Annotated in this window: 13 protein-coding genes; 9 read left to right on the top strand and 4 right to left on the bottom strand. The window is 66.5% G+C overall.

Annotated elements, in window-relative coordinates:
• Positions 1–23: 23 nt before the first annotated feature.
• The 5 genes from gsiC to NGK62_RS02855 all read left to right on the top strand — a co-directional run bounded on the left by gsiC (position 24) and on the right by NGK62_RS02855 (position 5,704).
• The gene (gsiC, locus tag NGK62_RS02875; RefSeq protein ID WP_013392281.1) at positions 24–944 is read left to right on the top strand and encodes a glutathione ABC transporter permease GsiC; all 921 of its coding nucleotides are present in this window, start codon (positions 24–26) and stop codon (positions 942–944) included.
• 7 nt (positions 945–951) lie between these two features.
• Positions 952–1,851 (top strand): glutathione ABC transporter permease GsiD, encoded by a 900-nt coding sequence (gene gsiD, locus NGK62_RS02870; protein WP_059374694.1) that lies wholly within the window; start codon positions 952–954, stop codon positions 1,849–1,851.
• Between the two features lie 108 nt (positions 1,852–1,959).
• Positions 1,960–3,054, top strand: coding sequence for a DmpA family aminopeptidase (locus NGK62_RS02865; protein ID WP_118931823.1), 1,095 nt, complete (start codon positions 1,960–1,962; stop codon positions 3,052–3,054).
• Between the two features lie 20 nt (positions 3,055–3,074).
• The gene (locus tag NGK62_RS02860; RefSeq protein WP_251877347.1) at positions 3,075–3,899 is read left to right on the top strand and encodes a M55 family metallopeptidase; all 825 of its coding nucleotides are present in this window, start codon (positions 3,075–3,077) and stop codon (positions 3,897–3,899) included.
• Positions 3,900–3,913: 14 nt separating this feature from the next.
• Complete coding sequence (locus tag NGK62_RS02855; protein WP_251877345.1) at positions 3,914–5,704, top strand: aminopeptidase P family protein; 1,791 nt, start codon at positions 3,914–3,916, stop codon at positions 5,702–5,704.
• Positions 5,705–5,776: 72 nt separating this feature from the next.
• On the opposite strand, the gene NGK62_RS02850 is transcribed toward NGK62_RS02855, so the two are convergent.
• Positions 5,777–6,778 carry a hypothetical protein gene (locus NGK62_RS02850; protein ID WP_059374686.1) on the bottom strand — a complete coding sequence of 334 codons (1,002 nt, stop codon included), beginning with the start codon at positions 6,776–6,778 and terminating at the stop codon, positions 5,777–5,779.
• Between the two features lie 221 nt (positions 6,779–6,999).
• Between NGK62_RS02850 and pyrG the strand changes: the two genes are divergently transcribed.
• From pyrG to ftsB, 4 genes are all read left to right on the top strand, one after another.
• The gene (pyrG, locus tag NGK62_RS02845; protein WP_054450715.1) at positions 7,000–8,652 is read left to right on the top strand and encodes a CTP synthase; all 1,653 of its coding nucleotides are present in this window, start codon (positions 7,000–7,002) and stop codon (positions 8,650–8,652) included.
• A gap of 203 nt (positions 8,653–8,855) precedes the next feature.
• On the top strand, positions 8,856–9,140 hold the full coding sequence (locus NGK62_RS02840) for a DUF1330 domain-containing protein (protein ID WP_013392289.1): 285 nt from the start codon (positions 8,856–8,858) through the stop codon (positions 9,138–9,140).
• Between the two features lie 4 nt (positions 9,141–9,144).
• Complete coding sequence (gene eno, locus NGK62_RS02835; RefSeq protein ID WP_054450719.1) at positions 9,145–10,431, top strand: phosphopyruvate hydratase; 1,287 nt, start codon at positions 9,145–9,147, stop codon at positions 10,429–10,431.
• Positions 10,432–10,499: 68 nt separating this feature from the next.
• A complete protein-coding gene (gene ftsB, locus NGK62_RS02830) occupies positions 10,500–10,913 on the top strand; it encodes a cell division protein FtsB (RefSeq protein ID WP_059374685.1) in 414 nt (137 codons plus the stop codon).
• A gap of 37 nt (positions 10,914–10,950) precedes the next feature.
• On the opposite strand, the gene NGK62_RS02825 is transcribed toward ftsB, so the two are convergent.
• The 3 genes from NGK62_RS02825 to NGK62_RS02815 all read right to left on the bottom strand — a co-directional run bounded on the left by NGK62_RS02825 (position 10,951) and on the right by NGK62_RS02815 (position 13,301).
• A complete protein-coding gene (locus NGK62_RS02825; RefSeq protein WP_251877343.1) occupies positions 10,951–11,685 on the bottom strand; it encodes a TadE/TadG family type IV pilus assembly protein in 735 nt (244 codons plus the stop codon).
• 91 nt (positions 11,686–11,776) lie between these two features.
• Positions 11,777–12,706 carry an Hsp33 family molecular chaperone HslO gene (hslO, locus tag NGK62_RS02820; RefSeq protein WP_059374681.1) on the bottom strand — a complete coding sequence of 310 codons (930 nt, stop codon included), beginning with the start codon at positions 12,704–12,706 and terminating at the stop codon, positions 11,777–11,779.
• A gap of 73 nt (positions 12,707–12,779) precedes the next feature.
• A complete protein-coding gene (locus tag NGK62_RS02815) occupies positions 12,780–13,301 on the bottom strand; it encodes a gamma carbonic anhydrase family protein (RefSeq protein ID WP_059374679.1) in 522 nt (173 codons plus the stop codon).
• Positions 13,302–13,310 lie beyond the last annotated feature (9 nt).

Below are 13,310 nucleotides of genomic sequence, written 5' to 3'. Positions count from 1 at the left end.
CCGCCGATGTTGCAGGAATTTCAATGCTGACCTACATCGTCAAACGTCTTTTGGGCATGATCCCCACGCTGCTGCTGGTGGCCGTGGTCGTGTTCCTGTTTGTGCACATGCTTCCGGGCGACCCGGCGCGACTGGCCGCGGGCCAGGAGGCCGACCAGCAAACCGTCGAGCTCGTGCGCAAGGAACTGGGACTGGATCTGCCCCTGCCGCAGCAGTTCGTGCGCTACTTCAGCCACATGCTGCAAGGCGACCTGGGTACCTCCTTGCGTACCAAGCGCCCCGTCTCGACCGAAATCGCCGACCGTTTCATGCCTACCTTGTGGCTCACGCTCGCCAGCATGGTGTGGTCAGTGACCTTCGGCATGATCATCGGGATCGTGTCGGCGGTATGGCGCAATCGCTGGCCCGACCGTCTCGGCATGACGCTGGCGGTGTCCGGCATCTCGTTCCCCGCGTTCGCGCTGGGCATGATGCTGATGCAGGTCTTCTCCGTGAACCTGGGCTGGCTGCCTACCGTGGGCGCCTCGACCTGGCAACACTACATACTTCCGTCCATCACGCTGGGCGCCGCCGTGGCGGCCGTGATGGCGCGCTTTACCCGGGCTTCCTTCGTGGAAGTCATCCAGGAAGACTTCGTGCGGACCGCCCGCGCCAAGGGCCTGACCGAGCGCCGCGTCGTCATCAAGCATGCGCTGCGCAATGCGTTGATTCCCGTCGTCACGATGATGGGCCTGCAGTTCGGCTTCCTGCTGGGCGGCTCCATCGTGGTCGAGACCGTGTTCAACTGGCCCGGCCTCGGCCGCCTGCTGGTGGACGCCGTGACCCAGCGCGACTATCCGGTGATCCAGGGCCTGGTGCTGCTGTTCTCGCTGGAATTCATCCTGATCAACCTGATTGTCGACGTGCTCTATGGCGTCATCAATCCCAGCATCCGTTACAAGTGAGGCGGCCATGAGCAATACGACACCCGCCACGACCATCGCCGCCGTTCCCAAGAACGACGTGCGCACGCCGGCCACCGAGTTCTGGCGCAAATTCAAGAAGCAGAAGCTCGCCGTCGGCGCGGGCCTCTTCGTCCTGCTGCTCGTCGTCGTCGCGGTTTTCGCGCCGTGGATCGTGCCGTTCGACCCGGAGAACTTCTTCGACTACGACGCCCTGAACGCCGGGCCTTCCGCGACCCACTGGCTGGGCGTGGACTCGCTGGGCCGGGACATCTTCAGCCGCATCATCATGGGCGCGCGCATCTCCTTGGCCGCGGGCTTCCTGTCGGTCGCCATGGGCGCCATCGTCGGCACCTTCATGGGCCTGATGGCGGGCTACTACGAAGGCTGGTGGGAACGCATCACGATGCGTATCTCCGACGTGCTGCTGGCGTTCCCCGGCATGCTGCTGGCCATCGGCGTGGTCGCCATCCTGGGTTCCAGCATGGTCAACGTGATCGTGGCCGTGGCCGTGTTCAGCGTGCCGGCGTTTGCCCGCCTGGTGCGCGGCAACACGCTGTCGATCAAGCAGATGACCTATGTCGAAGCGGTCAAGAGCGTGGGCGCGTCCGACTGGACCATCATCATGCGCCACATCCTGCCCGGCACGATCTCGCCGATCGTGGTGTACGGCACGATGCGTATCGGCACTTCGATCATCACCGCGGCCAGCCTGTCGTTCCTGGGCATGGGCGCTTCGCCTCCCACGCCGGAGTGGGGCGCGATGCTGAACGAAGCGCGCGCCGACATGGTGATCGCGCCGCACGTGGCGATCTTCCCGGCGCTGGCGATCTTCTTCACGGTGCTTGCGTTCAACCTGCTGGGCGACGGCCTGCGCGACGCGCTCGATCCCAAGATCGACCGCAAGTAATCCTGCCGCCGGTCCTCCCTGAAGGGCCGGCGTGGAGGGCGAATCTTTGCGCCGTCGCCCCAGGGCGGCGGCGTTTTACATTCAGGAGCGTGGCGACACGTAGCGAACATGGACAAACAAGCGCTGGACATCCCCCGCATCGGCGTACTGCCATCGGGACCGCTGGATTCGATCTGCGACGTGGGCGAGGTCACGGTTGGCCACCGCACGCTGGCCGAAGGCCCGCTGCAGACCGGCGTGACCGTGGTGCGTCCGCATGGCGGCGATCCCTATCTGGACAAGGTGCCGGCCGCCGCCACCGTGCTGAACGGCTTCGGCAAGAGCACCGGCCTGGTCCAGGTGCAGGAACTGGGCGTGCTGGAAACGCCCATCGGCCTGACCAACACGTTTGGCGTGGGCACGGTGGCCAATGCGCAGATCCGCGCGGCGGTCGCGGCGAACCCTGGCATTGGCCGCGGCATGGCTACCGTCAATCCGCTGGTCTTCGAATGCAACGATGGCTATCTGAACGATATCCAGGCGCTGGCGGTGCAGGAATCGCATTACGCCGAGGCGCTGGCCGCCGCGGACAAGCGGTTCGAGCAGGGCGCAGTCGGCGCCGGCCGGGGCATGTCGTGTTTTTCGTTCAAGGGCGGCATCGGCTCCGCGTCGCGCGTGGCCTCCATCCAGGCGGGACCGCAGTACACCGTAGGCGCGCTGGTGCTGGCGAACTTCGGCCGCCTGCCCAACCTGACCGTGGCGGGCCGGCCCTTCGGCCGACGGCTGGCGCAGCAGCTGGACAGCGGCCTGGCGCAGGCGGGCGAGAACGCCGCCATCGTGCCCGAGAAGGGTTCCATCATCCTGCTGCTGGCTACCGACGCGCCGCTGGACTCGCGCCAGTTGCGCCGCCTGTCGCTGCGGGCAGGGGCAGGGCTGGCCCGCACCGGTTCGGTGTACGGCCATGGCAGCGGTGATATCGCGCTGGCGTTTTCCACGGCCTATACGGTGCCGCAACTGCCCGAGCAGCCCATGCCGGCGGTGGCGATGCTGCACGAGGCCCGCATCGATCCCTTGTTCGAGGCGGCCGCCGAAGCCTGCGAACAGGCCATCATTTCCGCGCTGTGGCATGCCGAAGGCGTGACGGGGCGCGACGGCAACCACCGCGCCGCGATCCGCGACGCGGCGCCGCAGTGGCGCCAGTGGCTGTCCGAAACCGAATTCTGAAATCCTCCGAGGCTGATCCCATGAAGATCCTGATTTCCACCGACATCGAAGGCGTTGCTGGCGTCTTCCATTCCGAACAAGTCCGCGCCGGCAACGGCGAATACGAGCGCGCCCGCGCCTGGATGACCGCCGAGGCCAACGCGGCCGTGCAAGGCGCGATCGCCGGCGGCGCCGAAGAGATCCTGGTCAACGATTCGCATGGCGGCTTTCGCAACCTGCTGCCCGACGGCCTGGACGAGCGCGCACGCCTGGTGCTGGGCAAGCCGCGCTACCTCGGCATGATGGGCGGCCTGGAAGAGGGCTGCGACGCGGTCTTCATGATCGGCTACCACTCGCGCTCGCAAGGCCGCGGCATCCTGGCCCACACCATCAACAGCTTCGCCTTTGCGCGCGTGTTCATCAACGGCATGGAGCTGGGCGAGGCCGGCTTGTACGGCGCGCTGGCGGGCGAGATGGGCGTGCCCGTCATCCTGGGCACCGGCGACGATGCCTTCATCGCGGAGACCCGCGATACCTTCCCGGGCGCCGAATGGGTGCAGACCAAGGTGGCCCATGGGCAGGGCAGCGGCGTGACCCTGTCGCCTGCTGCATCGCGCCGCGCGATTGCGTCCGCCGCCGAAACCGCCGTGCGCAATTCGAAGAAAGGGGGAGTGGTTCCTTTCCGCATTCCCGCCCCTATAGAATGCCGGTTGCAGACGCAGAGCTCGGCCCTGGCCGACCTGTTCTGCATGTGGCCCACGCTGGAACGCGTGGACGGCGTGACCTTGCGATTCACCACGGATAGCATGCAGTCCGCCGTCCGCACGCTGAACAGCCTGGCCGCCATGTCTTTCATGTTGCGCTAAGGATCCCATCCCCCATGTCTAGCACCGACGCCCGTATCGCCCAATTGCGGCAGGCCATGAGCCGCCGCGGCCTGTCCGCCTATGTCGTTCCGTCCTCGGACCCGCACCTGTCCGAATACCTGCCCGCGCGCTGGCAGGGACGGCGCTGGCTGTCCGGCTTCACGGGCTCGGTCGGCACGCTGGTGGTCACGGCCGATTTCGCCGGCCTGTGGGTCGACAGCCGCTATTGGGTACAGGCCGAGGCCCAGTTGGCCGGCACCTGCGTGCAGCTGATGAAGATCGCGCTGGCCACGACGCCGGGCCATGTGGACTGGCTGGCGGCCAATGCCAAGGCGGGCGAGGTCATCGGGGTGGACGGACAGGTGCTGGGCCTGGGCGCGTTCCGTGCCCTGTCGGCGGCCGCGGCCTCGGCCGGCGCCGTCCTGGAAATCCGCGAGGATCTGCTGGACGACGTCTGGGCGGACCGTGCCGGACTGCCTGGCGCCGCCATCTATGAACACGTGGCGCCCGAAGCCTGCGTGACCCGCGCAGACAAGCTGGCGCAGGTGCGCGCCGCCATGCGCACGCATGGCGCCGACGTGCATTTCATCAGCACGCTGGACGACATCGCCTGGCTCTTCAACCTGCGCGGCGCGGACGTGGACTACAACCCGGTTTTCGTCGGCCACGCGCTGGTCGGGCTGGACCATGCCACGCTGTTCGTGGCCGAGGGCAAGATCGACGACGCCCTGCGCGCCGTGCTCGCGGCCGATGGCGTGGAAGTGGCCGCCTATGCCCAGGCGGCCGATGCCCTGGCCTCGCTGGAACTCGATCAGAAGTTGCTGATCGATCCGGCTCGCGTGACCTGCGGCGTGTTCCATGCGATGGACCCCGCCGTGCCGCGCGTCGAAGCCATCAATCCGTCCACGCTGCTGAAGTCCCGCAAGACCGATGCCGAGCTGGCGAACGTGCGCCAGGCCATGGCGCAGGACGGCGCGGCGCTCTGTGAGTTCTTCGCCTGGTTCGAAGGCGCGCTGGGCAATGAAACCATCACCGAACTGACCATCGACGAGCAGATCACCGCTGCCCGCGCGCGCCGGCCGGCCTATGTCTGCCCCAGCTTCGCCACCATCGCCGGCTTCAATGCCAACGGCGCGATGCCGCACTACCGCGCCACCCAGGAATCGCACGCCACCATCGAAGGCGACGGCCTGCTGCTGATCGACTCGGGCGGCCAGTACCTGGGCGGCACGACCGACATCACCCGCGTGGTCGCGGTGGGCACGCCCAGCGCCGACCAGAAGGTGGACTTCACGCTGGTGCTCAAGGGCATGATCGCGCTGTCGCGCGCCTCGTTCCCGCGCGGCACGCCTTCGCCCATGCTGGACGCCATCGCGCGCGCGCCCATCTGGGAAGGCGGGGCGGAATACGGCCATGGCACGGGCCATGGCGTGGGTTACTTCCTGAACGTGCACGAAGGCCCGCAGGTCATTTCCTACCGCGCCGTTCCGGGCCCGCATACCGCCATGGAGCCCGGCATGATCACCTCCAACGAGCCGGGCATCTACCGCCCGGGTCGCTGGGGCGTGCGCATCGAGAACCTGGTCGCCAATCGCGCCTGGCTGACCTCGGAATTGGGCGAATTCCTGTGCTTCGAAACGCTGACGCTGTGCCCGATCGACACGCGCTGCATCGAACCGTCGCTGATGCGCGCCGACGAAATCGCCTGGCTCAACGACTATCACAAGACGGTGCACGAACGCCTGTCGCCGCTGGTCGAAGGCGAGGCGCTGGCCTGGCTGGAGCGCCGCACCGCCGCGATCTGAACCGCTGCGTGAGTGCATGAAAAAAGGCCGCGGGCGCAATGCCCGCGGCCTTTTGCTTTGCGCGAAATCAGGTCAGCTTGCGGGCGTGGCAGCCTTGGCGCCGGGATACAGCGCGAGCCTGCCGATCAGGCAGCCCAAGGCCAGCAGCGCGCCATAGGCCAGCAGCGTCAGGCCGGCGGCCGCATGGGATTCCGCGGCGCGCATCAGTTGCCCCCAGGTCATCGCCCGGACGGCCAGGAATCCCAAACCTATGCCCAGCGCCTGCGCCAGCCAGAAGGCGATGGAACCGTGGGCGACGGCCCGCCCGAATCGGGCCGCGCCGATCGGGCGCGGCAGGACGTTCAGGCAGACCAGGGTGCATAGACCCAGCAGGGCCGCGGGCAGGACCAGATAGCCCAGCGCGTACGCCGTCCAGCCAGCGCCCTGAGCCTGCATCTGCAGGAAGCCGCCCAACGAGATCGAAACGGTCAGTTGCCAGACCAGCACGGTCAGCCCGGTTGTCCAGGCGGCATGGCGCCGTTCATAGGCCGGGCCGCCGGCCGGGCCTGCGGGCTGCACGGTCCAGGCGGCAATGCGCACGATGACGCAGATGCCGATGATCTCCAGCACGATGCTCACGAGCTTGGTGATGGTGTTCAGGGCCAGAAACTGGCCGATCATGCCGAAGCCGAGCCGTTCCTGCAGCACGTCGCGATGGTCCATGACGAAGCGCATCAGCGTGTTTTGCAGGAAGGCGATGCCGGCCGCCACCGCCAGGGTGTAAAGCAGAAACAGCGCGATGAAGGTGCCGAACAGCTTGCGCGGCTCGGTCACCGCCTGGGTGTCATGGCGCGCCAGCCAGCCTCGCATCGCTCCCCAGGCGGTCAGTCCGGCGATCACCGCGCCCGCGACGATATGGGCCAGCAGCGGCGCCAGGAACTGCGGCTGGCTGTACATCTCCCGCATTTGCTCGAACTGGGGCAGGGCCAGCAGGCTGTACGACTGGACCAGCGCCGAGTAAGCCAGGCGCAGGAAAACGGCGGTCAGCGCAAGACGCCAGGCGAGCGAGTAGGAGGATCGGGCGGGATCGGTCATCGGCGAAAGGATGGAATGTTGAGAAAAAACAGCAAGCAGAAAAATAGGGATCGAACATAGCACGGCGCTGCGCCGCGCCACACAAGGCGATGGCCCTTGCGCCGATTCGAGTGCTGCCAAATGTTACGCCCCGGAGCTAGGGGAAAACCCAAATAAGCTCCGCCTCCCGGCTATAATCCAAATTTCCCGCACGCGCCCGCTCGTCCCGGGTGCTCATTACGATGACCAAATACGTATTTGTCACCGGCGGTGTGGTGTCTTCCCTGGGCAAAGGCATCGCCGCTGCGTCGCTCGCCGCCATCCTCGAGTCGCGTGGCCTGCAAGTCACCATGCTGAAGCTCGACCCGTACATCAACGTCGATCCGGGCACCATGAGCCCGTTCCAGCATGGCGAGGTGTTCGTCACGGAAGACGGCGCCGAAACCGACCTGGACCTTGGCCACTACGAGCGTTTCATTTCGGCTCGCATGCACAAGGTGAACAACTTCACCACCGGCCAGATCTACGAATCGGTACTCCGCAAGGAGCGCCGCGGCGACTACCTGGGCAAGACCGTCCAGGTCATTCCGCACATCACCAACGAAATCCAGGACTTCATCGCCCGTGGCGCCGAAGCCGCCTGGAACGGCAACACTGACGTCGCGATCGTCGAGATCGGCGGCACCGTGGGTGACATCGAGTCCCTGCCGTTCCTGGAAGCCGCGCGCCAGATGAGCCTGCGCATGGGCCGCAACAACGCCGCCTTCGTGCACCTGACGCTGGTGCCCTTCATCGCGTCGGCCGGCGAGCTCAAGACCAAGCCGACCCAGCACTCGGTGCAGAAGCTGCGCGAAATCGGCATCTACCCGAACGCGCTGCTGTGCCGCGCCGACCGCCGCATCCCGGACGACGAGCGCGCCAAGATCTCGATGTTCTCCAACGTGCCCCTGGACGCGGTCATCTCCGTCTGGGACGCCGATTCGATCTACAAGATCCCGGCGATGCTGCATGCGCAGGGCGTGGACAACATCGTCTGCGAAGCGCTGGGCCTGACCCCGCCGCCGGCCGACCTGTCCATGTGGGACAACCTGGTCGAAGCGCTGGAGCACCCGCAGCACCAGCTCACCATCGGCATGGTCGGCAAGTACGTCGACCTGACCGAGTCGTACAAGTCGCTGACGGAAGCCCTGGTACACGCCGGCATCCACACGCGCTCGAAGATCAACATCGAGTACATCGACTCCGAAGACATCGAAACCCGCGGCACCGACCAGCTCAAGCACCTGGATGCCATCCTGGTTCCGGGCGGCTTCGGCAAGCGCGGCACCGAAGGCAAGATCGCCGCGATCCGCTACGCCCGTGAAAACGGCGTGCCGTACCTGGGCATCTGCCTGGGCATGCAGCTGGCCGTGATCGAGTTCGCGCGCCACGTCGCCGGCCTGGGCGGCGCCAACAGCACGGAATTCGATCCGTCCGCGCCGCATCCCGTGGTGGCCCTGATCACCGAATGGATGGACCGCGAAGGCAAGGTCGAAAAGCGTAACCAGTCGTCCGACCTGGGCGGCACCATGCGCAAGGGCGCACAGCGCGTGCCGATCAAGCCGGGCACCCGCGCGCAGTCGATCTACGGCGACGAAGTGAACGAGCGTCACCGCCATCGCTACGAGGTCAACAACGTCTACGTGCCGCGCCTGGAAGAAGCCGGCATGGTGATCAGCGCCCGCACGCCGACCGAGAATCTGCCGGAAATGATGGAATTGCCCGACCACCCGTGGTTCGTGGGCGTGCAGTTCCACCCGGAGTTCACGTCGACCCCGCGTGACGGCCACCCGTTGTTCGCCAGCTATATCCGCGCCGCCATCGAGCAGAAGGCTCGTCGCGGTCAGGAGGCGTAATGCGCGTCTGCGGTCTGGAGTTCCGTAAGCGGATCTTCGGGACCGCGGGCCGCCGCCTCAGCGCCGCCCTATACGGCGGCGCTTCTTTCGGATACAACCAATTAGCATCGGATATGCGTCGCCCGGCCGCCTTGCGCGACACTGGCGGCGTCGCCGTATCCGGCGTCAGACCGAAACCAACGCAACTGCTCTGAAGGAATCCCATGAGTGCCTACCTCATCGCCGACGTCTCAGTGACCAAGCCCGCGCAGTACGAGGATTACAAGCGTCTGTCCACGCTCGCGATGCGCGCGTACGATGCGAAGATCCTGGTGCGCGGCGGCGATTCCAGGCACCTCGAGGGCCGTGAGCCTGGCCGTACCGTCGTCATGGAGTTCCCCTCCATGACCGCGGCCCAGGCTTTCTACGACTCCTGGCAGTACCGCCGCGCCCGCAATGCCCGCGAAGGCGCGGCTGTCATGAATATGTTTATCGTTCAGGGAATGTAAAGTCATGAGTGCTATCGTCGATATCATCGGCCGCGAGATTCTGGATTCGCGCGGCAACCCCACCGTCGAATGCGATGTGCTGCTGGAGTCCGGCGCCATGGGCCGCGCGGCCGTGCCGTCGGGCGCGTCCACCGGCGCGCGCGAAGCCATCGAGCTGCGCGACGGCGACAAGAGCCGTTATCTGGGCAAGGGCGTGCTGCGCGCCGTCGAGAACCTGAATACGGAAATCTCGGAAGCCCTGATGGGCCTGGACGCCCAGGAACAGACCTTCGTCGATCGCACCCTGATCGAGCTGGACGGCACCGAATCCAAGGAACGCCTGGGCGCCAACGCGATCCTGGCTGCCTCCATGGCCGTGGCCCGTGCCGCCGCCGACGAATCGGGCCTGTCCCTGTACCGCTATTTCGGCGGCAGCGGCCCCATGAGCATGCCCGTGCCGATGATGAACGTCATCAACGGCGGCGCGCACGCCAACAACACGCTGGACCTGCAGGAACTGATGATTCTGCCGGTGGGCGCGGGCAGCTTCCGCGAAGCCCTGCGCTGGGGCGCCGAAGTCTTCCATATGCTGAAGAAGCTGATCCACGGCCAGGGCATGTCCACGGCAGTGGGCGACGAGGGCGGTTTCGCGCCCAACGTGGCCAGCCATGAAGCCGCCATCCAGCTGATCCTGAAGGCCATCACCGAAGCCGGCTACGAGCCGGGCACGCAGATCGCCCTGGGCCTGGATTGCGCCAGCTCCGAGTTCTACCGCGACGGCAAGTACACGCTGGCCGGCGAAGGCGGCATCTCGCTGTCCTCGCAGGAATTCACCAACCTGCTGGCCACCTGGTGCGACAAGTACCCGATCATCTCGATCGAAGACGGCATGGCCGAAAACGACTGGGAAGGCTGGAAGCTCCTGACCGACCAGTTGGGCAAGAAGGTGCAGCTGGTGGGCGACGACCTCTTCGTCACCAACACCAAGATCCTGCGCGAAGGCATCCAGAAGGGCGTCGCCAACTCGATCCTCATCAAGATCAACCAGATCGGCACCCTGACCGAGACCTTCGCTGCCATCGAAATGGCCAAGCGCGCCGGCTACACCGCCGTCGTGTCGCACCGTTCGGGCGAAACCGAGGACTCCACCATCGCCGACATCGCCGTGGCGACCAACGCCATGCAGATCAAGACGGGTTCGCTGTCGCGTTCGGACCGCATGGCCAAGTACAACCAGCTCCTGCGCATCGAGGAAGAGCTGGCTGAAGTCGCGTCGTATCCTGGCTTGGAAGCTTTTTACAACCTGCGTTGATGAGAAGCGCGGCCCCCGGCGCAATCCTGGGGCCGCATCCACGCCACGACTGCTGAGGGTTCCCGCGTATGCGCCTGTTGTTCCTGGTGCTGTTCGTGCTGCTAGGCCTGATCCAATACCCGCTGTGGCTGGGTAAGGGCGGGTGGTTCAAGGTCTGGGATCTGCAACGCCAGGTGGCGGAGCAACGCGAGACCAACGAAGGCCTGCGCGCGCGCAATGCCGCATTGGAAGCGGAAGTGCGCGACCTCGAAGGTGGCTCCGGCGCCATCGAGGAACGCGCCCGCGGCGAACTGGGCATGATGCGCGACGGCGAGGTGTTCGTGCACATCCTGCCGCAGAACACCCCGGCCCCGGCTGGCGGCGCCTCTTTGGCTGCCGACGCCGCGGCCAAGCCGGCCACGCCCGCGCGCGCCAGCGCGCCGGCGGCCCGCCCGGCGGCGACGCCTCCCAAGCCCGCCAATCAGGCCAATACCCGGCACTGAGCGCCGGCTGCCGTTCCTGTTCATCCCCCCGTTCCGTTCAGCCGCAGCGCATGCTGCGGCATTCGCCGTACACGATGCCGGCGGGTTGCGGCGTCCTGCGCGCCCAATCCACCGGGTGCGAGTGCATCTCTGTTTCCAGTTCCATGCGCAAGGGCAACAGGCCCCGGGCCTGCGCGTTGCCGGCATAGCTGCCGCGATCGGCGCCCAGCGCGGCCAGCAATGCCCGCAAGGGCGGCAGCAGCGGCTTGTGCAGATAGGTCAGCCGCAGCTTCAAGGTGTTGGCCTGGAAGATGGTCTGTCCGCCCGGATGCGGCGGCCGGCGCGCATGCTGCAGGTCCTGGTAGCCGTTGTCGATGGCGCGCAGGCCTGACGCCGCGGGCACCTTGAGGTCCGGGCGGGCGTGTTCGCGGAACGATTGCTCATCGGGCAGCAGGACTTCGATGCGCCAGGGGTGGGTGCCCGAAATGGCAGCCAGCTCGGCTTGCTCGTCAGCTTGGCGGCGGCGCGCGCCAGTCTGGCCTTGCGGGTCCGCGTGGCGCGGCAGCAGGGCCTGCAGAAAGGCCGTCCGCATGCGCGCGGGATCGCCGTTGCCGGTAGCGCCGGCGCGCGCCGCCTCCATCAGCGCCAGATAGGCCATCTGGCGCACACCCTGCCAGCGGGCGGCCTCGATCGCCAGCAAGCCCAGCAGCAGCACCACGGCGCCAGCCACCGCGAATTCGATGGCGGCGGCGCCGTGTTGCCGGCAGGAGGGAGCATGAAAAAAGGCGGTCATGGCTGCGCAGTCTGGCGCAGGCATGACCGCCTGTCGATGAGGATAAGCCGGTGTGATCGAAACGTCCCGGCGGCCAGGCCGCCGGTGTGGATCAGTGCACCGTGGGAGGTTCGTCCGCGGAGGGAGCCGTGCCGGACGAGAACAAGGTGGCACAGTCGACGGAGTCGAACTTATACGGTTTGCCGCAGAAGTCGCAGGCCACGTCGACCTGGCCGCGTTCGGCCAGGATGCTGTTGATCTCTTCCTGGCCCAGCGTGCGCAGCATGCTGGCCACGCGTTCGCGGGTGCAGGGGCAGTGCCAGCGCACCGCCAGCGGATCGAACGCCACCAGGGTTTCCTCCCAGAACAGGCGATGGATCAGCGTGTCGATGTCGGTGGCCAGCAGTTCGTCGCGCTTGATGGTGCCGGCCAGGGCGCAGGCGCGGTCCCAGGTTTCGGCGGCGTTCTGTTCGGTGAGCGCGGGCGCGTCCGAGCCGCCATGGTAGGGCAGGCGCTGGATCAGCATGCCCGTGGCATGGTCGGCGTCGGCCGCCAGCCACAGCCGGGTATCCAGCTGTTCGGAGGCCTTCATGTAGTGCTGCAGCGCTTCGGCCACGGTGTCGCCCTGCAGGGGCACGATGCCCTGGTAGGCCTGCTGGCCCGGCAGCTTGCGCTGCGGGTCCAGCACCACGATGAAACGGCCGTTGCCGCCCGGGTTCAGCAGGCTTTGCATGTTGCCATCGCTGGGTACCTCGTGGCCTTCGCGCATCTTGACGGTGGCGCGCAGGCTCAGGTCGTTGCGGCATTCCACCACCAGCAGGGCGATGGGGCCGTCGCCCTGGATCTGCAGCACCAGCGAGCCGTCGAACTTGATGTTGGCGGCCAGCAGCGTGGACGCCGCCACCAGTTCGCCCAGCAGGTGGGTGATGGCGGGAGGATAGTCGTGATTGGCCTGCACGGCCTTCCAGGTCGCGTCCAGGCGCACGGCCTGGATGCGGACGCTGCGGTCTTCGGTAAGGTATTTCTTGAGCTGATCGGTCATGGAGGAATGTTAGCCGATCAGGCCCATCTATTCCCCCTGCCGCCAGCAGGGTCGAAGCGCCGCCCCGGGGCGCTCAGCCGATCCGTTTCAGCGCGGTCTTGTAGTGTTGGCCGCGCGCCACGTAATGGGCGGTGTTCTTGTGCAGATTGGCGATTTCCTCGGCCGAGAGTTCGCGGACGATCTTGCCGATGCCGATGACCAGGGAGTTGTCGGGAATGATGCGATCTTCGGGAATGATCGCGCCGGCGCCGATCAGGCAGTTGCGGCCGATGACCGCGTTGTTCAGCACGATGGCCTGCATGCCCACGAGGGCGCCTTCGTGGATGGTACAGCCGTGCAGCATGGCTTGATGGCCCACCGTCACGTTGGGGCCGATGGTCATGGGACAGCCGTCGTCCACATGCAGCACGCTGCCTTCCTGGATATTGGTGCCGCTCTTGATCAGGATGGCGTCGTTGTCGCCGCGGATCGACACGTTGGACCAGATGCTGACGCCTGCCTCCAGCGTTACGTTGCCGATGATGTCGGCGCTGTCGGCCACGTAGGCCGCCGGGTCGATGCGGGGAATCAGGTCGTCGAGCTGGTAAATGGGCATGCCTAGGTC

The organism is Achromobacter sp. Marseille-Q4954 (assembly GCF_943737025.1).
GTDB lineage: Bacteria > Pseudomonadota > Gammaproteobacteria > Burkholderiales > Burkholderiaceae_B > Achromobacter > Achromobacter bronchisepticus_A.
Note: the sequence above shows the minus strand (reverse complement) of the source record. Positions and strands in the feature narration are given on the sequence as shown.